The organism is Campylobacter sp. (genome assembly GCF_052169515.1).
Taxonomy (GTDB): Bacteria; Campylobacterota; Campylobacteria; order Campylobacterales; family Campylobacteraceae; genus Campylobacter_A.
Window position 1 is genome coordinate 1 of sequence record NZ_JBQNCH010000023.1, and the last position, 23128, is coordinate 23128.

Sequence of the window (23128 nt, forward strand, 5' to 3'; positions counted from 1 at the left end):
GGTAGAGGGCGAGAGCATGACGCCGATGCTAAGGAGCGGGGATTGGGTTATTTTTTGCGAGGACGGCGCATTTACCGGAGACGGGCTCTACGTGGTAAATTTTAGCGATCAGCTCATGGTAAAGATCCTGCACTCACGCCATACGGCATGCTTAAAATCGTTTCGTCAATCCGGATTTTCAAAGCTACGAGGTCGATCTAAACGAAACCCAGGAGCATTTTAAAATCGTGGGTAAGGTAGTAAAGAGTATAGTTTAAATTTTATGACATAAACGCGAAAAGCGGTTATATTATGATATAATTTCATAAAATTATATATAGGGATTGAAAATGATAGCCAGTTTTGAAGTTTGCGGATATGCATCCATATCTCAAAACATTAAGATAGACTTCACTGCAAAACAAAATCAAAGACTAAAAAATACAAAATACGAAAGTAATTACTTTTCGGATACTAGATTAGCTAAAAGCGCGGTTTTATTCGGCAAGAACGCTACAGGCAAAACGAATATATTAAAAGCCTTAGAAAGCATACTTCGCATAATAGAAAACGGATTAAACATAGAAAAAGAATCTCAGTTTATAAATTCCGACATAGGTTATACCGAATACAAGATAACTATTACGGACAATAAAAAAGACAGTTACGTGTATGAGATTAAGTTTGATAAAGAGCGGATAATAAGCGAAAATTTAACAAAAAACGAAGTTTTGATTTATCGATTCAATAAGGACAGTTTAACATTTCCGATAGCTACCGAATATGAAAAGATACTATCCGTCGTTTCGCGAGATACCGTCTTAAACAAAATAAAAGACAACAACGTCAAAGAACTACGCGGTTTTCAGGGTGCAGTAAAGGTATATGGATATAATAAAAATATAAACACGTTCGATATTATGGCTAGTCAAGATAGGGTGATTCCTTTTGATCTATTTGATAAAGATTTTTTTACAGAACATAAAGATACCGTATTAAATATATTAGAGATCGTAGACGATAGCATTACTGATTTTGATTTTATAGATATAAAAGACGATAGATTTTCTTTGATTTTAAAAAGAGATCATAAAAGCTTCGCGTTTGAAAAAGAGAGCTCGGGCGTAAAAAAAATAATAGAGCTTATGGTGGGGCTGGTATATGCGATAGATAGCGCAGACTCCGTGCCAGAGTCGGTTATGATAATAGACGAGCTAGATAGCTCTATTAGCACCATCTCTCTAATTAGGCTATTAAACGGGGTAATTAACTCATCGTCAAATACTAAAGGACAATTTATATTAAGCTCTCATAATCCGCTAATCTTTGATACCGATATGCTTGCTCCGTCTCAAATTTACATAGTAGGCAAAGAAAATACCGCCACAATGTTAAAAGCGTTAAGCGAATTTGAGCTAAGAAATGATAAGAAAAAAGCATACATGGACTATTTAAGAGGCGATTATGAATAAACGAAAGATAGTTATAAAATTCATAGTCGAAGGTCAAACGGAGGAGCATTATTTAAAACATTTTAGAAGCGAGCACTTAGGCGACGAGTTCGTTTTTAACATAACAAACGTTAAAAATGGAAACTATAAGAGTTTTATAAAAATAATAGAGCAATATAGGGGAACTCCTATTCCTATTTTTGTAGTAGCCGATTTAGACAGAGCCACCGACGATAAAACAGAGTTAGGGCATTTAAAAAAGCTATGCACTAGCCTTAGCTATGTAAATAAATATAGCAATATATTTTTAACATATAAGAATTTTGAGACATTTTTATCGGCTCATTTTAAAAATAACGCTGATGTATGTAGTGTTTTAGGCGTCAATAGATGCAATATAAAAAATAATCAAAATATATACGAATCCATAAAAAACAAAGGCGGCTCATATGAAAATACGACCACAAATTTAAGCAAAAACAATATTTGCTACCACAAATCAAATTTTATATTTCCAAAAGAACTAGATACTGCTAAAATTGATGCTAAACAATCGTCTTTAATATGTTTAAAAGAATATTGCGAATTCATAAAAAAACATAGATAATTACCGTAAATATTATTAAACACACCAATCCCCAAAACTATACCCATTATCGCTCACAGCCTGCGCCACGGCTTGCGGAGTAGCTTGCGATCCGTATAAATTTATGTCGATCTTTTTATTATCGGTTATTTGATTTTGGCTCGTTTGTGCCCTCATTTCGCGGCGATCCTGCGCGATTTTATCCACAGATCCGGCCATAGCTTGTTCGCCTATAGCACGGGAGCTGTTTTTTTGCCTACACTTAAGCCCGTTTTTCGCTTATCCATTTTCTTGGCTTAGAGTCGACTATGAAATTAGATATATCTTTTATCGCGTCTATTATCCACTGAAGTGGCTTAGTTACGAAATCTATAATCACCGCAAGGCCCTTACTACAGTCCGACCGGTATCGGCAAAACCTGTCAAGCCCTCCTTAGTAGCTTCACTTTTGGAGAAAAACGAGCTAAAACAATCAACCATTTATGCTTACATATTAATCCGACCTCGGGCACCATTCATTACACTTAAACAATTTTAAATTTATCCGATATTAGCTCTAACGTCTTTAAAAAAAGGATTTAAAATGAACGTTATCTCTTTCAGTAACAATTTTATAGGTACACAATATCAAGAGACTAAAACTCAAGATGTCTCAAAAACAAGCAATGCAAGGACCATTCATGTCAGTGAGGCAGAGCTTAAAGAGTATAATAAAAAGCAAATAACAGCAAAAATAGAAGAAATTTTAAAAGACTACTCAAAAAATATCATTTCCAATAATAAAATTTTTACCCAAGAGCTTTCCCAAAACAATCATTTCAACAAAGATGCGTACTTTAAAAATATAAAAGCTTCAGATAGCAGCAGCATGCTATCTACACTAAAAAGTGGATACTTAGAAAATACAAAATTTAAAAATTTAAACAATTACGCTTATTCAAACACTCTAAAAACAAAATATGGAGATGTAGAAGTATTTTTAGATATTTACGGCGATAACGATAAACTTGGCACTGCAAAATTAGAAAATAATAGCTATCTTTTTAGCTTTGATAGCAATAATGACGGTGTACTAGACCAAAAAGACATACTCTTTGATAAGCTAAAAGTAAGGGGTTATGACAAAGACGGAAATGAAAAAATAGCAAATTTAAGCGATGTGATGCCAAGGGTTGATCTTAGACAGTTTATCAGCACAAATGTCATAAATCACAACCAAATAGAAAGAGAAGAGTTAAATCGTAAAGCAATGATCACAAATAATCCCGATCTTTATGTGGATACAAAAGATATTGATTATAGGCACTCTTACTACGCCTCAGATCCAAATACTTTGTTCGCTGTAGAAAACAGATATGAAAAGATAGAGAAAAATGATATAAATAATTTCTTTAAAAAATATGCCAAAAATGACGGCTGGGTCGATCTAAGACACAATAATATCTTTGGCAAAGATAGCTCTTTTAAAAATTTTGCCTATCTTAAAGTGGGTTTTGATGACACTGCAAGACTAAGCGAGTTTAATCCGATCATTGAGCCGAGCAAAGATTACAAAAAAGATGAAAATTTCTCATATACAAAATTTCAAAAAGATAGTTTTATGAAATTTTACAAAGATTATAACGCTGAGTTTGACGCATATAACAAGATGATAGAAAATCTTGGCGATAGTTTAAAGAAATTTGAAGAAAATGCAGACGCTTATATATCAAAGCTTGAGAAGACAAAATCAGCCAAAATGATCGCGATGGAAAATGAATTTAAGCAAGCAACTGGGCTTGAGTTTAGTATCTCAAATTTAAAAAAGGTAAAAAAGGCTTTTATAACAAATGAAGCCACAGCTGCCGCATCTTTGCAAGATAGCGATAGCGTCATAGCTATGAAGCTAAACAAAGATGGCACCATAAGGCTAAAATTTGATAGTGGTAGAGAGATAGACGTAAAAGAGCTTTATAACGATACTGGCAAGCTAAATACATCAAGTGAGCTAAAAACTAGCATAAATTTAGAGGCAAAAGAGATGAATAATGTGCAGCTAAATAGTTTGGATTTTAAAGATGTTGGCTTCATGCAAGGTGATAAAATCGTAAGCCTAAAAGATGCTGGAGCAATCGCTATTGCCAACCTATCTAATAAATTTGAGAGTAAATTTTTAATCAGTCTAAGTAATGCAAAAAGTATAACAACGAGCGAAATTTATAATATCAGCTATCTTGAAAATGATTTAAATAGTAAAGAAAAGATAGACGAGAGAGATAAATTTTATAAAAAGGTTGATATTAAGGCATAAATTTTGAGAGCAAATTTTAAAAAAGGTTTATTGTAATTTAATCTTATGGGTCCTATAATCAATTTTCCGTAAAAAATTTAGATTTAAAAGAGAATGCTATGAATTTCACTCCACTTTTTGCAATTTTTTTCATAATCGCAACTGGTTTTTTTGCTAAAAAAGTCGGCATTGTTGAGCAAAAGCACTCGATCCCATTTGTGGATTTTGTCCTTTGTTTTGCAATGCCTGCGCTAATCTTTGACAAAATTTATCACGTAAACGTCGATGTTTCGCTTATAAATACAATTTTAATTGGCTTTGGCTCAACAGCTATCAGCGCTGTCATGGCATTGGTGCTTGGTAAGATTTTTAAATTTACTAAAGTAACAACTGTTAGTATGGTCATGCTAAGCCTTTTTGGTAATACCCTATTTGTCGGTATGCCTGTCATTCAGGGATTCTTTGGCGATGCGATGGTAAATGAGGTCATCTTTTACGATCAAATAGCCACTGGTATCCCACTTTCGATCCTTGGGCCACTTATCCTCTCTTTTGCTGCACCAGAAAAGGTTTCGCTATTTCAAAATACGATGAAAATTTTAAAATTTCCGCCATTTATCGCGCTTATTATGGCTCTTATCTTAAAAGAAGTCCCTTTGCCTGAGTTTATCTTTGCTCCACTTAGGATGTTTGAAGGTAGCGTTACTCCAGTGGCACTTTTTGCGATTGGTGTTGGACTTAACTTTAGCAGTATCACAAGCTCCTATAAAGGCGTTAGCGTTGTGCTTTTGTGTAAGATGATCTTGCCAGCTATCGTATTTTTCATCATATTAAAATTTTCAGGTATCCAGATGAACAAAACTTGGGTCGTTGGCCTCTTTCAGTGCGCGATGCCAACATCAGCCCTTGCAAGTGCGATGGTTATAAAAGCTGGACTTGATAGCTCTCTGGCCATATCCTCAGTAGCTATCGGTGTGCTATTTTCATTTATCACGCTTCCAGTTATATATTTTGTATTTGCGTAAATTCACACTCACTTAACACTAAAGAGATAGTATTTCATCATATTTCATTTAAAGGAGACGTTATGAAGAAGTTACTACTAGTTGCACTTGGTGCTATGTTTATGCTTGGTGGTCTTGCAAATGCTACTGAAATGATGAAAAAAGATGACATGGGCAAAGACGAGATGATGAAGAAAGAGCAGATGATGAAAGATGACATGGCTAAAAAACCCATGGTAAAAAAAGATGAGATGAAAAAAGACGACATGGGCATGAAAGACGAAATGAAAAAAGACGACATGGGTATGAAAAAAGACGAAATGAAAAAAGGTATGTAAAGGTGCTTGATGGTTAGAATTTTGCTCGTTGAAGATGATGAAATTTTACTTGATCTCATCAGTGAGTATCTAGTCGAAAATGGCTATGAGGTAACCACTTCAGATAACGCCAAAGAAGCGCTTGATCTCGCCTACGAGCAAAATTTCGACCTGCTTATACTTGACGTCAAACTCCCGCAAGGAGATGGCTTTTCACTTCTTTCTTCCTTAAGAGAGCTAGGTGTTAGCGCACCTAGCATCTTTACCACCTCGCTAAATACCATAGACGATCTTGAAAAAGGCTACAAAAGTGGCTGCGACGACTATCTAAAAAAGCCATTTGAGCTAAAAGAACTACTCATACGTATACAAGCACTTCTAAAGAGAAATTTCTCACATCACAGTGGAGATGCGATCAAAATTTCAAGCGAATTTAGCTTTCATCCACAGAGCAAAACACTAAGCAAAGATGGTAAAAATGTAAATATCTCTAGTAAAGAGAGCGACCTACTCGCCCTATTTTTGCAAAACAAAGGCAAAATTTTAACCAAAGATGAAATTTTTAATAAAATTTGGAAATTTGACGAGGAGCCAAGCGAGCTTAGCCTTCGTGTCTATATCAAAAATTTACGTCAAATTTTAGGCAAAGATGCCATTTTAAATAGGCGTGGGGACGGCTATGTCTATGTCTGAAAAGACGCAAATTTTATTTAAAATTTTATCCCTTTATCTTGTTAGCTCTGTGCTATTTTTAGGATATTTTTTCATACATGACTATAAAAACAAAAAAGAAACGCTCATTTTAAACGAGGTGAAGTCTTTAAAAGAGATAAAAATGGGCATTTACATGAAAGCTAGGATGAATGGACTTGGCTCAATTTCAAGTCTAACAAAAGAAAAAGGCGTGCATGCTTGCATCGTGCTAAAAAATGGTGAGAAAATTTATAAAGATTTTGACTGTCAAAAGATCGATAAAAGCAAAAATGTAAATTTGATCAGCGGCAAGGTCGCGATATTTGAAAAGATCCAATACATGGAGGACAACACCACAGACGAGCTCTCACACGCAGATATTTTTCTAGTTGGCAAAGATATCAACGGCGAAATTTTATCCTTGCAAATTTCGACCACACTAAAGGCACTCTTTTTCTTTTTTGCCCTGCTCTTTGTCGCCTTTTACCTAGCAAAACTAAGCCTAAGACCGCTTTATGAAAAGATAGATACGCTAAACCGCTTTATAAAAGACTCAACACACGAGATAAACACACCTCTAAGCGTCATCTCGATGAGCATAGAAACGGCCGATCTTGACAACCTAAATGAGCGAAATTTAAAGCGTTTTAACAACATTAGCCTTGCCGCAAAGAGCCTAAATAACATCTATGACGCACTCGTTCATCTAAGCTTTAACCTAGATAAGCCTGGCAAAAAAGAGCTCATAGACCTAAATTTACTAACCAAACAAAGGCTAAACTACTTCTCGCCATTTTTTGCCAAACGTGGACTTAAGATAGATGCCAGCCTAAAGCCCAGCTTCATAAACGCAGACCTTGAGGATATGAGCAAAATTTTAGATAATCTCCTAAGTAATGCCGCAAAATACGCAGCGCAAAATTCAGAAGTACGCATCGTTTTAGAGCCAAATTTCTTTAGCATAAGCAATCTTGGGCACGGTATCAGCAAAAAACAGCAACTGCAAATTTTTGATCGCTACACGAGATTTAACGAAGATCAGGGTGGTTTTGGCATAGGCTTAAGCTTAGTTAAGAGCTGCTGTATAAAAAATGGTATCGAAGTAAAGTGCCAAAGCGAACTTGGCAAAGAAACTACTTTTTCACTTTCTTGGAAAGACTAAAGTCAAAAATTCTGATATTAGATAATAAATTTTATTAAAAAAGATAATTTATAGCAAAAATTTATTTTTGATAAATTTTATTAATATTATAATCCTTTTACAAAATCTTAATCGAGGAGAAAAGTATGAAGTTACTAGAAAAATATGGGCTTTTCATAAATGGTGAGTGGCGTGACGCAAAAGACGGCGCTACCCTTGATGCAAAAAATCCAGCAAACGGCGAGCACCTTGCAAAGATCGCTGACGCTACCGAAGAAGATGTAAATGACGCTGTACGTGCTGCACGTGAGGCTTTTAAGAAATTTAAACACACCACAATTGGCGAGCGTGCAAAACTGCTAAACAAGATCGCTGACATCATCGATGAAAATAAAGAGCATTTAGCAAAAGTTGAGAGCATGGATAACGGCAAGCCGATCCGCGAGACGCTAAATGTTGATATCCCTTTTGCAGCCGAGCATTTTAGGTACTTTGCTGGCGTTATCATGGGCGAAGAAGGCAGCGCAAACGTGCTTGACGAGAAACAACTCTCTATCGTTTTACGCGAGCCGCTAGGAGTTGTGGGGCAGATCGTACCTTGGAATTTTCCGTTTTTAATGGCAGCTTGGAAGCTAGCTCCAGTGATCGCAGCAGGCGATGCGAGCGTGTTTAAACCTTCAAGCGAGACAAGTCTAAGCGTGCTTGAGCTATTTAGGCTGATAGATAAAATTTTACCAAAAGGTTTAATAAACATCGTAACTGGCAAAGGTAGCAAGAGCGGCGAGTGGATCAAAAACCACCCAGGCCTTGATAAGCTAGCGTTTACTGGCTCAACCGAGATCGGCCGCGATATCGCCATAGCTGCTGCTCGCCGTATCATCCCAGCTACACTTGAGCTTGGCGGCAAGAGCGCAAATATCTTCTTTAGCGACGCAAATTTAGACAAAGCGCTTGACGGCCTTCAGCTTGGCATTTTGTTTAACCAAGGTCAAGTTTGCTGCGCAGGTTCAAGAATTTTCGTAGAAGAGAGCTTTTATGATAAATTTATAGAGGCTGCGGCTAAGAAATTTAGCACCATAAAAGTTGGCGATCCGTTAGATCCTAGCACTCAAATGGGCTCACAAATCAATAAAAAACAAGCTGAGCAAATTTTAAACTACATCGAGATCGGCAAAAAAGAAGGCGCAAAAGTGGCAGTCGGTGGCAAAGCCTACACAGCAAATGGTTGCGACAAGGGCGCATTTGTCGAGCCAACGTTGCTAGTTGATGTGACAAATGATATGAGAGTGGCTCAGGAAGAAATTTTTGGACCAGTTGGCGTTGTCATAAAATTTAAAGATGAAGCCGAGCTTATCAAAATGGTAAATGACAGCGAATATGGCCTAGGTGGCGGTATTTTCACGCAAGACATCACAAAAGCACTTCGCGTTGCAAGGTCTATGGAGACTGGTAGAGTCTGGATCAACACCTATAACCAAATCCCAGCAGGCAGCCCATTTGGCGGATATAAAAACTCAGGTATCGGCCGCGAAACACACAAGATCATCCTTGAGCACTACACTCAAATGAAAAACATCATGATCGACCTAACCGGCAAGGTCAGCGGCTTTTACGCACAATGATTTTAGGGAGCTTAGGCTCCCTTCTACTTTAAATTTCTAATTTTTGCTTTAAAAAATTCTACTGAAATTTCAACTTATCACTTTATAACGATTTTCACTTCATTTTTAGGCTTAATAGACTAAAATTTGATGCAAAGGAGAAAATTTGAGCGAGCAAATTTATATTATTGGCGATGTACACGGCTGTTTTAATACACTCTTAAAGCTTATAGACCAGTTTCCAAACAAAGAAAAATCACAAATTTGCTTTGTAGGAGATGTGATAGATAGAGGGCCTTGTAGCTGCGAGACAGTCGAGCTAATCATACAAAATAACTATAAAATGGTCATGGGAAATCACGAGCGCAGGCTGCTAAGCAACAAAGATTTCTTTTTAAAAAATAAAATACCATTTGATACAAGTTGGTTTTACAATAATGGCGGCGAAGAGACATACAGATCATATCTAATTCAAAGCATAAATTTCAGAGAAAAACACATAGAATTTTTAGAGAGCATTCCAGTATATTTAGAGTTTAAAGATCACAAAAATCAAAACGGCGAGCATTTGGTTGTTTCGCACTCGGCGGTTGGTAAGTTTTGGGATAAGAGAAACGATGATAGTTTGAAAGAGGAATTTAAAAAACACGTACTCTCAGGTAGAGGCGATACAATGCAAGTAGAGGACATCTTTAATGTATACGGTCATACCCCGGTTTTTGAAGCTAAATTTTACTCAAACAGCGCTAATATCGACACTGGTTGCGTTTATAATCAAGAAGGATATGATAAGCTTTGTGCTTTAGAATTTCCGTCGATGAAAATTTATGCACAAAAAAATGTTGAAAATTTTAACAAAAAGGATAAAGATGTGGTTTTCTAAAAAGAGCTCTAGCTTTGCAAGCAGAGTTGATAAATTTTGGAGCGAATTTGGCAAAAATTTAGACGCCATCAAACAAAATTTAGAAAATAAAAATTTTGAAGCTGCAAGTAAAATGACCGAAGAGGCGCTAAATTTATGCCTTGTTGATCCGACATTTATGATAGGACTTATAGACGACAAGATCGATCTAGTCCTTACGCCAGAGGGGATGAAATACAGGCTTTTGTGGCTTAAATTTATAAAGTCGCGTATGCCAAAAGAGTTAGAAGCAAAGCTTACTTGCACACTTGGCAAGCCACGTGTACCACGCAATGTCGCTACTATACAAATGTATGGCGTAAGCGTTGATGCAAATGATATCATGGTCTATGCAAATTTCAATGACAAAAGTGTAGATATGTGTCTCTACAACGAAACCCTAAGCAAGCTTAAAAGCGAAGATGAGAATAAGGCTTATACACTATCGCTCATACTTTGTGACAACGTAGTTGGTGAGATGATCATGATAAATATGCTTGGAGAGTTTGAGATCGTGGACGAGCCAAGAGAAAAAGGCGTGCCGCTGATCGACTTTGCCGATCTTATAGATGATAAATTTGGTAAAGAGGCCTCAAACGAGCCGCTTAAGAATTTTATGGTCTATGAGCTAGAGCCTCTTTCAAATGAACTGCGTGACGATGTTTTTACAGGATATACATCTCTTAGCGAGCTACTAAACGAGTACTACGACGGCATAAGCGATACTTATAACGAAGCTTTTGAACTTGGCATAAATTTTTGCTTTTTAGCCCTATCTCACGGTGGCGACATACAGTTTGGCGTTGATAGCAAAAACAAAATATCAGACGCGCTACATGAGAGTGAAATTTGCGAGGTCATAGGTGAAGCAAATGGAGAGATGCGATCCTACATAGATCTTATCTGTTTTGACAAAGATGAACTAGCCAAGACTGTTAGCAAATTCAGCAAAGAGCTTGGTATAAAGATAGAAATTTGCGAGTTTAAACGCTGATCCACATAAAATTTTACATAAAATAATACACACGCTAGCTGGTAAATTTATAAAGATATCCAGCTAGCGAAATATCAAATTTATCTTTTAAATTTTAAGCTATTTGAAAGATAAGCACAAAGTTTTAGCCCATATAAAAAGATGATCCACGAGATGTAGATCCAGACAAAGAAGAAAAGCACAGCCGAAAACGAGCCATAAACGCTTAGATAGGTTTTGTTATAAAGTACATAATAGACAAAGGCTGACTTTCCAAGATACCAGACAAGAGAGGCTGCAAATGAGCTAAAAAGCGCGCTTTTAAATTTTATCTCGTCATTTACTGAGATGAGATATGTGATACAAAATATCGCCCAGATGATGAGATACGGAAAGATACTTAAGAAATTTATCGAGTTTGTAAATTCGTTAGAATTTAGCATATCTTGTATGAAGCTTGAGAGATAAAAACTACCAGCAAGACCAAGTGGCGCAAGCGTGATAAGCGTCCAATATGAACTAAGCGCCGACCAAAAACCTCTAGCCTTATTTGCACGTGTCACTTTCAAAACCACATACTCGTAGTCGCTAAAAAACATCGCTGATGTAAATATCATCGCTACAAAGCCAACTATACCTAAATTTCCGCTATTTTGTAAGAAATTTTGCAAATAGTTTGAGATGATCTCTTGGTTGCTTGGCAAAAGAGCTGAAAATATAAAATCTTGAATCTTGGCATAATATTCCTCAAAGCTAGGTAGTTTTGTAAATATAGAAAATGATATGAGAAGTATCGGAATAATCGATAAGATTGTGTGAAAACTAAGGCTTGAGGCATAGTGAAAGAGCTCTTTATCCTTAAGCGTTGGAAGCAAATTTAAAAGCTCCTTTAAATTTTGCTTACTTAAGGACAAACGGCTCATTTATCAGTTGTCTTCTTCAAAAAGTTTTTCGTAGTGAGCGTCGTAGTTGTTTATGTGCTCGCTATTTAGCTTCCAAAACACAGTGTCTATATCGCTAACTCTTGTATAAAATGGAAGTTGATAGTACTCAACCTCGCCACTTTTAAATTCTTTTAGGACATTAAAACTTTGGCAATCAGCAAAAACACTTCTGCCGTCCATTGCTATAAAAATTAAGCCAGCTGCACTTTGAGCACACATCTTTCTAAAGTCATCTCTACTTGGATTTGGCTTGTACTCGTAGCTTAGATATGCTCCAATAAGGTCTGGATGGATAAATATCATATTTGGAAACGCAGATGTGATCTCTTCATAAATTTCTTTATTTGGCACGACGATTAATGAGCGATTGTAAAGATAGTTTAGCACGACCATATCGCCACTTGCAGGTGCAATGCCCGGAAGTGGAAGTGCCTTTTGCTCCAGTAGATCAAACACTTCAAATCTAATCTTAGCAAAGCCGGCATTTTTTGATACAACACTAACTCTTGCGATGATAGAGCTATCAGTATCAAATTTATGAAGCACAATACCACTTGAGCCGATTAAAATTTCTGGACTATCAGCTATCGTCGCTGTGCCATCGCTATCAACGCTAATTATAGGGGTTCTATACTCATTTAAAGAAAAATTAGCTCCAAAAGCAAAGCCAAAAAATAGCGATAAAATCATGATTATACGTTTCAAAAATATCTCCTAGGAATAAATTTTTCAAGCGATTATAGCCTAAAATACTTTACTTTTGCAAAATTAAAGCAAGTTTTAGTTAAAATCCCACCAGCTTTTTAAAAGGACATTAATGCCTCGTATTTTTATAATTTTTGCAATATTATCTATAAATTTATACGCTATAAAACCAAGTGTCGAAGAGCTCAACTGGCCAAATGGAAGTAACTTTTTAAATTTCTTAGAGACAAACAAAATCCCACTTTCACTTTATTACAACTTAGCAACCGAGGATCAAGAGCTAACAGAAGAGATCATCGCTGGCACAAAGTATCAAATTTATAAAGACGATAACGGCAATACCAAACAAGTACTAATCCCTGTTAGCGACGAACTTCAAATGCATATTTTTAGAGATGACAATGATAAATTTAAGCTCGAATTTCTTCCCATCTCTTATCAAAGCGAGGATAAATTTTTAGCTTTAAAGGTTGATAAGTCAGTTTCTGAAGACATTTTTGACTATACAGGCTCTGGCATGTTAGCTCTTGGCTTTAAAGAAATTTTTAAAGGAAGTGGTATTGATTTTAAAAAGATAAATAAAGGCGATACGATTGCTATCGTTTATAATCAAAAAATACGCATGGGCCGCTCTTTTGGCACTCCAGAAATTTATGCTGCGATGATAGAGACCAAAAATAAACGATACATCATGTATAAATTTGAAGATAAATTTTATGATAAAAACGGCAAGAAAAATGATAAATTTTTACTAGTTCGCCCTCTTTCAAACGCTAGAATCACATCAGCTTTTACCCTAAAAAGATGGCACCCTATTCTCCAAAGATATAGAGCACACCTTGGCGTTGACTACGGTGCTCCAAAAGGCACACCAATCAAAGCTGCAGGCGATGGCACAGTAAAATTTGCCGGACAAAAAAGCGGATATGGCAGAACCGTCATCATCTCTCACGCTGGTGGTTATGAGACTCTTTACGCTCACCTAAATGGCTTTGCTAAAGGTATGAAAGGTGGTTTAAAAATCAAGCAAGGTACACTTATAGCATACGTTGGCACAAGTGGTATGAGCACAGGACCACACCTTCATTTTGGTCTTTATAGAGACAATAAGCCTATCAATCCAGAAAGTGCAATAAAGGTTGTTAAAAGCCTAGAAGACAAGAAAGAATCAGCTAAATTTAAAGCAGTTGTTAGCAAAAATGACGAGCTAATAAAAAATGCTTTAAATAATGAAAAAGAGTACCACAAAGTGGAATTTTTTCCTAATGTAATAGAATTTTAAGGGTAAAACTTGAGCCAAGAACTAGAAGAAGCAAAAGAGCTGATAGATCAGCATTTAGATGAAAATTTAGAAGATAACGAACTCTCACCTTATGAGCTAGCCCAACACCTAAAAACACTTAAAAAGCACGACGAAGAGCTTTTTGCTCACTATCTTGAGAAACTAGACCCTGAAATTTTAGGTGATGTTGCTATCGAGCTACCTGATCACATGCTAAAAGATGTGATCGAACAACTTCCAGCTGAAAAGATCGTAGAAGCACTTGAGGAGCTAGAGAGTGATGATGCGACTGACTTGCTTCAATACATCGAGGATATCGACGAAGATAAAGCTAGAGAACTCTTTAACGAGCTTGACAGAGAAAACCAAAATGAAATTTTAAGACTTAGAAGCTACGAAGAAGATAGAGCTGGTGCTCACATGCAAACAGAGCTTTTTTCGGCTCACCTTGAAGAAAAGCTTGGCAATGCAGTAGCAAGACTTAGACGAGAAAAGCAAGAAGGCAAGCTAGAAAATATCTCACAGCTTTTTATTATCGATAAAAATGGCGTTTTACAATACGCTATTCCGCTTGAAGATCTTATACTTTTTGATTTTACAAAGACGCTAAAGCAAAATATCGAGTCAGCACAGATCGATCACTACAAGCCACACGTTGCAAATGATATGGACCTTATGCAAAATGTCGCTGATATGTTTCAAGAGTACGATTTAAACGTTATTGCAGTTACTAGTAGCACTGGAATTTTGCTTGGTCGTATCACGTCTGATGACATCCACGACTACATTCAAGAGAGTGCAACTGAGCAAATTTATAACCTAGCCGGCGTTGATGACGAGTCAGAAGAGGACGATACACTTTTTAAGGCTGGTCGTGGTCGTGCGGTTTGGCTTGGTGTAAATTTACTAACAGCTCTTTTTAGCTCGTCTATAATTGGCCTTTTTGATGATACGATCGCGGCTTATGTCGCTCTCGCTGTACTTATGCCAATAGTCGCCTCAATGGGTGGAAACACTGGTACGCAGGCGCTTGCGGTTACTGTTCGTCGTTTAGCACTTGGAGAGATTGAGTTTAAAGATGCAAAGAGTGTTTTAAAACGCGAAGTCAGCATCTCACTCATAAATGGACTGATCTTTGGTGTGGTAATGGGTATAATCGCCGCTGTTTGGTTTGACAAAGGCATGCTTGGTGTTGTTATTGGGCTTAGTATGGTTACAAATTTATTCTTTGCTGGTTTTTTTGGCACGATCATACCTCTTACACTAAGACGTTTTAATATCGATCCTGCCGTTGGCTCAGCTGTCATTCTTACTACTTTTACAGATGCGATAGGATTTTTTAGCTTTTTAGGACTTGCAAAATGGATACTGCTATAACAAATTTAGAAATTTTACCTCTAGGCGAATCAAAATATCTAAAACCATTTAAAATGAGATTTGAGCAAAATGGTATAAAAAGAGACTGGGACTGTGTAAAAGTGATGAATAGTGTTAGTATCTTGTTATACCACGAAGAAAAAGATGCATTTTTATTTGTCAAGCAATTTCGTCCTGCAGTTTGGTACTCGCAAGAAAAAGAAAATTTAAAAACAAACGAGCAAGGCTTTACTTACGAACTTTGTGCGGGTCTTATGGATAAGGGACTAAGCGAAGAGCAAACAGCTAGAGAAGAGGCGGTCGAAGAAGTGGGCTATAAACTAAAAGAGATAGAGCGTATAACTATGACGTACGGTGCTTTTGGCTTTGGAGGCAACACACAAACTATGTTTTATGCAAAGATAAATGAGAACATGAAGGTAAATTCTGGCGGCGGTATCGACGGAGAGGATATCGAGCTTGTCTTTATAAAACGAGAAGATATGATGAAATTTGCCTTTGACGAGAGCAAGGTCAAAGGCTTTGGGCTCATCTTTGCTTATTTGTGGTGGGAAAAGTTTAAAGGTTAAAATGAAATTTTTTTAATAAGTGCAAAAACAATAACTGCCACCAAAAAAATACCAACCAATATCACATAATCTGACATCACTAGCCTTTAAATTTAAATTTTGACTTATTGTAACTAAAATTTTAAATAAAGTAAGAACTTTATAACCGCATATATCATAAAATAACCAAAAACACACAAGGAGAAAAGATGAGCGAAAAGGAAACTCTTTTTATAAACCGAGAATTAAGCTGGCTACGCTTTAATTCAAGGGTACTCGCTCAATGTGAAAAGGAAATTCCTTTACTTGAAAAGCTAAAATTTTTAGCGATCTATATGACAAATTTAGACGAGTTTTATATGATCAGAGTTGCTGGTTTAAAGCAACTTTTTGCAGCTGGAGCTACTACAAGCAGTGGCGATGGTATGAGTCCACTTGATCAACTAAGAGAGATCAGAAAATATTTACAAAATGAGCAGATTTTAGTTGAAAATCACTATAAAAACACCGTAAATGCCCTTAAAAAAGAGGGGCTTTTTATAAAAAATTATGACGAGCTTGATGATAGCTTGAAGCAAAAGTGCGACGAATACTTTTTTTCAAACATCCTGCCAGTCATCGTGCCTATCGCTGTCGATGCAACTCATCCATTTCCACACCTAAACAACCTTAGCTTTTCACTTGCCGTAAAACTTGCTGATATCGAACATCCAGGAATTTTAAAATACGGCATGATAAGAATTTCAAGAGTCTTACCACGATTTACACAGCCAAGTAGCAATGTTTTTGTACCTATTGAAACGATCGTGCATCGCCATGCAGAAGAAATTTTTCCAGGATATAAGCTACTTAGCTCGGCTGCTTTTAGGGTGACAAGAAACGCTGATATCGTCATCGAAGAAGAAGAAGCGGATGATTTTATGATGATACTTGAGCAAGGGCTAAAGCTTCGTAGAAAAGGGGCTTTTGTTCGTATGCAGATAGATCAAAATGCAGACGCTGATATATTAGAGTTTTTAAATTTTCATATGAAAATTTTCCACAAAGATATCTATTTTTCAAGCACTCCACTAACTCTTAGCTCACTTTGGGAGATAGCTGGAAGTAAAAATTTTACCCATCTAGCAAATGCACCTTATGTTCCAAAGACACTTCCACCATTTGGTAATGGCATCTCGGTATTTGACGCCATAGATAAAGAAGATGTGCTGCTAGTGCATCCATTTGAGAGCTTTGATCCGATTGTAAGCTTTATAAAAGAGGCCAGCAAAGATCCAAAGGTGATATCGATACGCATGACACTTTATAGAGTTGATAAAAACTCACCAATAATTCAAAGCCTAATAGACGCCGCAAGTGACGGCAAGCAAGTAACCGTGATGGTTGAGCTAAAAGCAAGGTTTGACGAGGAGAATAACCTGCACTGGGCAAAGGCGCTAGAAGATGCCGGTGCGCACGTGATATACGGTATCACGGGCTTTAAGGTCCACGCAAAAGTTAGCCAAGTCATCCGCCAGATCGGCGATAAGCTTAAATTTTATATGCACTTTGGCACAGGCAATTACAATGGCAGTTCGGCAAAAATTTATACTGATATTAGTCTATTTACAAGCAAGGAGGAATTTAGCCAAGATACAACCTCATTTTTTCACATCCTCTCAGGTTACAACAAAAACCGCCGCCTAAACGCTCTTAGCATGTCGCCTTTTCAGATAAAAGAGCGCATTATAGAAAAGATAAGAGTGGAGGCAAGCAAAGGAAGCGAAGGTAGAATCATCGCCAAAATGAACGCCCTAATCGATGAAGACGTGATAAATGAGCTTAGCAATGCCTCAAATGCAGGTGTAAAAATCGATCTAATAGTTCGTGGCGTATGCGGACTAAGGCCAGGCGTAAAAGGTAAAAGCGAAAACATCAAAGTTCGCTCGATCATCGGCAAATACTTAGAACACGCTAGAATTTTATACTTTAAACATGCTCAGCCAAAAATTTATATCTCAAGTGCTGACTGGATGCCGCGAAATCTAGAGCGTCGCTTGGAGCTTATGACACCTATTTTTGAACCAAGACTTCAAGAGAGGTTACTTGAAATTTTAGAGCTTCAGCTAAGCGATAACGACCTAGCTTTTGAGCTACAAAACAACGGAGAATACACGAAAGTTACTAGAAAAGAAGGTGAAAAGGCGATCTCTTGCCATAAAATTTTAGAAAATTATATCTCTAAAATTTATAAATCGGTAAAAAAAGATACCGACAAAGCAAAAGCTGATATGCTTGCTAGTAAACTTTTAAAAGAGAGCTAAAAAATAAATGGCTTTTAAATTTATACTTTAAGTTTGAAAGCCATTTTTCTATAAAATTTCATTTATAATCATAAATTTCTAATAATAAAATTTATCACCTCTACCTCTGCAACCACCTAAAATGTATAAATTTAGTAAGAAAAGTTACAATCATCTAAGTATTTTTAGATTTTAAATATCGCCTAAGCTTTTGAACTATATATTTAAACAAAAGCTAAATAATTTTCATTAAAGGAGGCTTTATGAGCAACAGTGGTGATAGTAAAAAACTTATCATCGGTACGATTACACTTGTAATTGCGATCGTTTTCTTTGGCGGTTTTTTACAAAACGTATATGGGGGGATATTTGACTTTGGCAAATTAGCTGGTCATTTTCCTGATTGGTTTAAAACAGGAAGCGGCACTAGCGCAAAAGGCGGCTTTTTATTTGCCCTTAGCCTAGCTCCAGCCGTCATGCTCGCACTTGGTTTTGTCGCTATTTTTGAGAAATACCATGCGCTTTACGCAGCTTCTAGACTGCTAACGCCTGTACTAAAGCCACTTATTGGCATACCAGGATGCTGTTCTATTTCTTTGATAGCAAGCACACAAAGCACCGACGCAGGTAGCTCTACTGCTAAATTTTTGCGCCAAGACGGCCTCATCACACACAAAGAGTTACTTATCTTTGCAGCGTTTCAGTTTAGCGCAGGCGCGATGATCACAAACTTCCTAGCTTCATTTGCGCCAGTTTTACTTGTAACTGACAAAGCTGGTAACACGGCACCAGTTAGCATAGCTTTGGTGCTTGGCATAGTCTTTGTATTTAAAGTTTTTGGGGCAAATTTAATGAGACTTTATGTCAAAAAATTTGTCAAAGACAATGAGGAGTAAGAGATGAGCCAAACTGAAAATAAACTAATAACCGACGTCTTTGTAGAGGGCGCTAGAAAAGGCTGGGACATCGCCGTAAAAAATACTATACCAAACGTCCTTATGGCCTTTGTCATTATACACATCTTAAAAGTATCTGGCGCGCTTAGCGTAATAGGCAAATTTCTAGGCTTCATCATGGTGCCACTTGGTCTTCCAGGCGAATCCATAGCTGTTTTTATGGCTGCCTTTTTGAGCTGGGGCGGCTCAGCAGGCGTGCTCGTAGCGCTTGTTGGAGATGGCACGCTAAACGCAAACGATATCGCTGTTTTGCTCCCTGGCATGGCGCTAGTTGGCTCGACTGTGCAGTACATGGGGCGAGTTTTAGGCGTGCTTGAAGTACCGGGCAAGCACTATCTCGTACTTTTTGGAATTTGCATCCTAAATGCTTATTTGGCGATGTTTGTGATGAGCTTGCTCGTATAAGGATCAAAGATGAAAGATAGCGAAATAAATGAATATTTGGCTGATCTAAAAGAACTAACCGACATCGAAAGCCCAACTTCGAGCATCGATGGCGTAAACGAAGTGGCAGCTTGGTTTAAAAAACGAGCTGAAATTTTAGGCTTAAAAAGCAGGAGTATAGACCTTGGCACCGACAAGGTTGCTCCCTGCCTTTTCATCTCAAACAACCTTGATGCTACAAACTACGACTTTTTATTCATCGGTCACATGGACACTGTCTTTCCTGTGGGTACAAAGGCCGAGGTGCCATTTAAAAAGATAGATGATCGCATAAACGCACTTGGTGTGATCGACGATAAAGGTGGTAGCCTACTCTCGCTTTATGTCATCAAAGAGCTTGATCTTAGCAGGCTAAAGATCGGCCTCTTTTTAAACTCACATGAAGAGATTGGTTCAAATTTTGCCAAAGATGTGATCAAGGAATTTGCTAAAAAGTCTCGCTATGCTCTAGTTGTAGAGCCCGCAAGAGAGGATGGCTCTATGGTCGCTACAAGAAAAGGAGTGGTCTCTTATGTGCTAAATTTCCGTGGCGTTAGTGCGCACGCTGGCAACCACCCAGAACGCGGCCGTTCAGCCGTCGCAGAGGCTGCAAATTTCATCGTTGAGCTTTCAAAACTCACTGATTTTAAAGCAGGCCATACATTTAACAGTATAATGACAAAAGGCGGCGACGCCCAAAACGTCGTGCCTGATTTTGCCAGCGTGACATTTGAGATGAGATATCGCCACGCTAACTCGGTGGAGTTTTTACATAAGAAAATGGACGAAATTTTATCTCATCCACTCGTGCCTGAAGTGAGCTGTGAGCGCATGCTCATAAACGAAGAAGGCCCGATGATAGATGAGGCAAATTTACCAAATATGAAGAAAGTCTTCGACGAGGCTGCGGAGGCTATCGGTACAAAGGTTACTTGGGTCGATGCTGGCGGACTAAGCGATGGCAACATCAGCGCATCAGCTGGCTGTCCTACGATAGATGGCCTTGGTCCAACTGGTGGCAACATGCACACGAAAAACGAATATCTAGAGATAAACTCGGTCGTCAAAAAGTGCAACTTAATAGTCGAAGCAATCAAAAGGCTTTCATAATTAGCATAGGCAAGCGATTCTGCTTGCCTAAATATTTTTAAATTTTATCCGAAAATCTCAAATTTACTAAACAGCTCGGGCTCATCTTTTACTATGCCGCGCTTAACCAGATCAGCTACGACTTCGCGGTCGCAGTCGGTTTGCAGAGGCCATCCACGAGTATAGCCATCGGCCTCGCCTTTTGCCGTGGCGTCAATACAGATCGCGCCCTCACGCACGTAGATATCGCGCAGAGCGTCTATGTTGTTCGTCACGCGCCAAAGCAGCATATATGGATTTTCCAGGCGGTTTTCGGGTCCAACGAAAACGAGTAGTTTAAAGTGCTCTTTAAATTTCAAAAGCCCATCAAAAACCTCTTTTACTAGGCGGTTTTTATCAAATTTAATGACACAAATCGGCGTTTTGGTGTTTGTTTTAAACTGCACGAGCTGCGTTAAATTCGGCTCTATTTCTTTAAATTTAGCCAGTAGCGCGGCGTCATCCAAAAGCACCGGCGCAGGCGTTGAAAAGTCCTGCGTCGCGTCGATGCCCAGCTTACCACCAAAGCACGAGTTTGGGCTCGCGTGATCGAGCTGATCACACACACCCTCGCTGATTAGCAGGCTTTTATCGCCGAAGCGGTTTAAAATAGACTCCGCAAGCGCGTCGTAATCGCTCAAATCAGGTGCATCATCGCCCACAAAAACCGCGTGTTTGACGAAGCTCATCTGCCCCACGCCCCAAAACGCGTGCATCGCCTGCTTGGCGTGCGCCGGATAAAGGGCGTTAAGTTTAGCTAGAATCAGGTTGTGAAAGACGCCGTTTTCAGGCATGTTGTAATCCAGAAGCTCCGGCACCGTCGTACGCAAAAGCGGCAGGAAAATGCGCTCGGTCGCCCAGCCCATGTACTTATCCTCAAGCGGCGGTTTGCCGACTACGGTCGCGTGAAACACGGGCTCACGCTTGCTCGTGATCGCCGTGACCTCCATCACCGGAAACGGCCCCACTGGCGTATAAAAGCCCGTATGATCGCCAAACGGCCCCTCGAGCTCAAATTTATCCGTATCCACAAAGCCCTCGATCACGTAGTCCGCGTCGTGCGGGACGTAAATTTGATTCGTCAGCGACTTTACGAGCTTGGCGGGCTCTTTGCGGATAAATCCGTAAAGCAGTAGCTCAAACACGCCCTTTGGCAGCGGCGCCTGACCGCACCAGATGTAGAGCGGATCGCCGCCGATCGCTACTGAAACCGGCATTTTTTTACCTGCGCGCTTGTATTCGTTAAAGAAATTCGCGCCGTCTTTGTGGATCTGCCAGTGCATGCCGAGGCGATTTTTACCATAAATTTGCAGTCGGTACATGCCGACGTTTTGCAGTTCGCCGTCCAGACTCTGCGTGTAAACCTGCCCCATCGTAATAAAGGCTCCGCCGTCAAGCGGCCATGTTTTTAGCACGGGAAGCGAGAGTAGATCGACGTCATCGCCCGTAAATTTCACCTGCTGGCACTCGCCCCCGCCTTTTAATTTTTTCGTGAAAATTTTTCTCATCTCAAACAAATACGCGGCAAAATTTAGCTTTTCGCCAAAGCTCTTAGGCTTTTTTGGTTTTAAAAGCCGCTCGATCTCGCTCGCGATCTCGTCCGGATCTCGTCCGAAAATAAGCTCTAAAGCGCGCTTTGAGCCGTAGATGTTTGTTAGCACTGGAGCAAATTTACGCCCCGTTTTTTTGCAGATAGGATTTGTAAAAAGTAGCGCCTGCGAGTTTTCGCGCTTGACCTCGATATAGCTTGCGTGCGCGATCTCCAGATCGATATCCGCGGGCCCATCTATGACGCGCAGTAGGTCGTTGTCTTTTAGAAGCTTGATGTAGTCCATATTTAGCCTTTTTGATTTTTGGGCGATTCTAGCCAAAAATAGCTGAAAAAGGCGAAGCAAAGCTGGGAGTTGTTATTTATCGCATGCGCCGATAGCTCGCAAGATGGCGATCATTCCCTCGGCCACCACGTCGTTCATGATCTTGCCGGCGTCGTTAAAATAGTAAAAATTCATCACCCTAGCGCTAAATTTACGCCCAGTCGCCGCAACGCCAGCAAAAGTCGTACTCGTGCGTACCGTGATACTTACATCTTTATTAAAGCAAGTTCATTGCAGTTTTATTTTGCTAAGTTAATGCACCAGACGGCGTAGTAGCCCCGAAAATAGCGGCAAATTTATTAAATTTAAAACCTACTCCGGCACGCTAAGCTTTAGCACCTCGCCAAATACTTCTTTGCAGTATTTCATAAAGCGTTCATTTAGCCTCACGCCTTCTATATTGGCGCTGATGACGCTATCCTTCACTTCAAAAACTATGGTTTTATCAGTGATAGTTACGCATTTGCAAGCATTATAGCAAACGTCGCCGTTACACTCCGCATATAGGCCGTTTATATCGGCGTTTTCGTCATCATCTTTTTTGAGTTTGATCGGTCTTTGAAAGATTATGTAGTTTTTGTAGTTATATTTGTCATCTGCAAGACCGATCATATAGTAGTTGTCTTTGCTATTTTTAGTAGCGGTTACGGCTTTTGCTTTAAAATTTAGCTCAAACACGCCTCTACGCCATCTC

Annotated in this window: 23 protein-coding genes; 18 read left to right on the plus strand and 5 right to left on the minus strand. The window is 38.6% G+C overall.

All coding sequences use genetic code 11. The features are described from left to right. From ACTTKV_RS08230 to ACTTKV_RS08240, 3 genes are all read left to right on the plus strand, one after another. Positions 1-223, plus strand: a 223-nt coding sequence (locus ACTTKV_RS08230) for a S24 family peptidase (protein ID WP_442550096.1), incomplete at its 5' end; no start/stop codon positions are given. A gap of 106 nt (positions 224-329) precedes the next feature. Beyond that, positions 330-1451: an AAA family ATPase gene (locus tag ACTTKV_RS08235; RefSeq protein WP_442550097.1), complete on the plus strand. Its 1122-nt coding sequence runs from the start codon at positions 330-332 to the stop codon at positions 1449-1451. Next, complete coding sequence (locus ACTTKV_RS08240) at positions 1444-2037, plus strand: hypothetical protein (protein ID WP_442550098.1); 594 nt, start codon at positions 1444-1446, stop codon at positions 2035-2037. Before ACTTKV_RS08235 ends, ACTTKV_RS08240 begins: the two co-directional genes overlap by 8 nt. 15 nt (positions 2038-2052) lie before the next feature. Here the strand turns inward: ACTTKV_RS08240 and ACTTKV_RS08245 are convergent, their stop codons facing one another. Further along, the gene (locus ACTTKV_RS08245; RefSeq protein ID WP_442550099.1) at positions 2053-2223 is read right to left on the minus strand and encodes a hypothetical protein; all 171 of its coding nucleotides are present in this window, start codon (positions 2221-2223) and stop codon (positions 2053-2055) included. Between the two features lie 376 nt (positions 2224-2599). On the opposite strand from ACTTKV_RS08245, the gene ACTTKV_RS08250 reads away from it, so the two are divergent. From ACTTKV_RS08250 to ACTTKV_RS08285, 8 genes are all read left to right on the plus strand, one after another. Continuing rightward, a complete protein-coding gene (locus ACTTKV_RS08250) occupies positions 2600-4306 on the plus strand; it encodes a response regulator (protein ID WP_442550100.1) in 1707 nt (568 codons plus the stop codon). 98 nt (positions 4307-4404) lie between these two features. Then, positions 4405-5310: an AEC family transporter gene (locus ACTTKV_RS08255; protein ID WP_085657464.1), complete on the plus strand. Its 906-nt coding sequence runs from the start codon at positions 4405-4407 to the stop codon at positions 5308-5310. A 62-nt stretch (positions 5311-5372) separates the two neighbouring features. Next, positions 5373-5627, plus strand: a complete 255-nt coding sequence (locus ACTTKV_RS08260; RefSeq protein WP_103560287.1) for a pyruvate kinase — start codon at positions 5373-5375, stop codon at positions 5625-5627. Positions 5628-5636: 9 nt separating this feature from the next. Then, positions 5637-6299, plus strand: a complete 663-nt coding sequence (locus tag ACTTKV_RS08265; RefSeq protein WP_084108128.1) for a response regulator transcription factor — start codon at positions 5637-5639, stop codon at positions 6297-6299. Then, a complete protein-coding gene (locus ACTTKV_RS08270; RefSeq protein ID WP_442550101.1) occupies positions 6292-7461 on the plus strand; it encodes a sensor histidine kinase in 1170 nt (389 codons plus the stop codon). Before ACTTKV_RS08265 ends, ACTTKV_RS08270 begins: the two co-directional genes overlap by 8 nt. A 125-nt stretch (positions 7462-7586) precedes the next feature. Next, entirely contained in the window at positions 7587-9062 is a 1476-nt protein-coding gene (locus tag ACTTKV_RS08275; protein ID WP_442550102.1) for an aldehyde dehydrogenase family protein, read from the plus strand. A gap of 145 nt (positions 9063-9207) precedes the next feature. Beyond that, the gene (locus tag ACTTKV_RS08280) at positions 9208-9924 is read left to right on the plus strand and encodes a metallophosphoesterase (RefSeq protein ID WP_442550103.1); all 717 of its coding nucleotides are present in this window, start codon (positions 9208-9210) and stop codon (positions 9922-9924) included. Beyond that, positions 9911-10936, plus strand: coding sequence for a hypothetical protein (locus tag ACTTKV_RS08285; protein WP_442550104.1), 1026 nt, complete (start codon positions 9911-9913; stop codon positions 10934-10936). Before ACTTKV_RS08280 ends, ACTTKV_RS08285 begins: the two co-directional genes overlap by 14 nt. Positions 10937-11016: 80 nt before the next feature. Here ACTTKV_RS08285 and ACTTKV_RS08290 read toward each other — a convergent pair whose 3' ends face one another. Next, positions 11017-11838: a YihY family inner membrane protein gene (locus ACTTKV_RS08290; RefSeq protein ID WP_442550105.1), complete on the minus strand. Its 822-nt coding sequence runs from the start codon at positions 11836-11838 to the stop codon at positions 11017-11019. Positions 11839-11841: 3 nt separating this feature from the next. After that, the gene (locus ACTTKV_RS08295) at positions 11842-12564 is read right to left on the minus strand and encodes a plasminogen-binding N-terminal domain-containing protein (protein ID WP_442550106.1); all 723 of its coding nucleotides are present in this window, start codon (positions 12562-12564) and stop codon (positions 11842-11844) included. 112 nt (positions 12565-12676) lie between these two features. Here ACTTKV_RS08295 and ACTTKV_RS08300 point away from each other — a divergent pair, with 112 nt between their 5' ends. From ACTTKV_RS08300 to ACTTKV_RS08330, 7 genes are all read left to right on the plus strand, one after another. Continuing rightward, the gene (locus tag ACTTKV_RS08300; RefSeq protein WP_442550107.1) at positions 12677-13846 is read left to right on the plus strand and encodes a peptidoglycan DD-metalloendopeptidase family protein; all 1170 of its coding nucleotides are present in this window, start codon (positions 12677-12679) and stop codon (positions 13844-13846) included. Positions 13847-13855: 9 nt separating this feature from the next. Then, a complete protein-coding gene (mgtE, locus tag ACTTKV_RS08305; protein ID WP_442550108.1) occupies positions 13856-15223 on the plus strand; it encodes a magnesium transporter in 1368 nt (455 codons plus the stop codon). After that, on the plus strand, positions 15208-15792 hold the full coding sequence (locus tag ACTTKV_RS08310; protein WP_442550109.1) for an NUDIX domain-containing protein: 585 nt from the start codon (positions 15208-15210) through the stop codon (positions 15790-15792). Before mgtE ends, ACTTKV_RS08310 begins: the two co-directional genes overlap by 16 nt. A 161-nt stretch (positions 15793-15953) precedes the next feature. Beyond that, positions 15954-18074 carry an RNA degradosome polyphosphate kinase gene (locus ACTTKV_RS08315; RefSeq protein ID WP_442550115.1) on the plus strand — a complete coding sequence of 707 codons (2121 nt, stop codon included), beginning with the start codon at positions 15954-15956 and terminating at the stop codon, positions 18072-18074. A gap of 242 nt (positions 18075-18316) precedes the next feature. Further along, positions 18317-18949, plus strand: coding sequence for a nucleoside recognition domain-containing protein (locus ACTTKV_RS08320; protein ID WP_442550110.1), 633 nt, complete (start codon positions 18317-18319; stop codon positions 18947-18949). A 3-nt stretch (positions 18950-18952) separates the two neighbouring features. Further along, positions 18953-19414: a YjiG family protein gene (locus ACTTKV_RS08325; protein ID WP_442550111.1), complete on the plus strand. Its 462-nt coding sequence runs from the start codon at positions 18953-18955 to the stop codon at positions 19412-19414. A gap of 9 nt (positions 19415-19423) precedes the next feature. After that, entirely contained in the window at positions 19424-20542 is a 1119-nt protein-coding gene (locus ACTTKV_RS08330) for a M20/M25/M40 family metallo-hydrolase (protein WP_442550112.1), read from the plus strand. A 44-nt stretch (positions 20543-20586) separates the two neighbouring features. Here ACTTKV_RS08330 and ACTTKV_RS08335 read toward each other — a convergent pair whose 3' ends face one another. Further along, positions 20587-22395, minus strand: a complete 1809-nt coding sequence (locus tag ACTTKV_RS08335) for a menaquinone biosynthesis decarboxylase (protein ID WP_442550113.1) — start codon at positions 22393-22395, stop codon at positions 20587-20589. Between the two features lie 351 nt (positions 22396-22746). Continuing rightward, on the minus strand, positions 22747-23128 hold a 382-nt coding region (locus ACTTKV_RS08340), incomplete at its 5' end, for a hypothetical protein (RefSeq protein WP_442550114.1).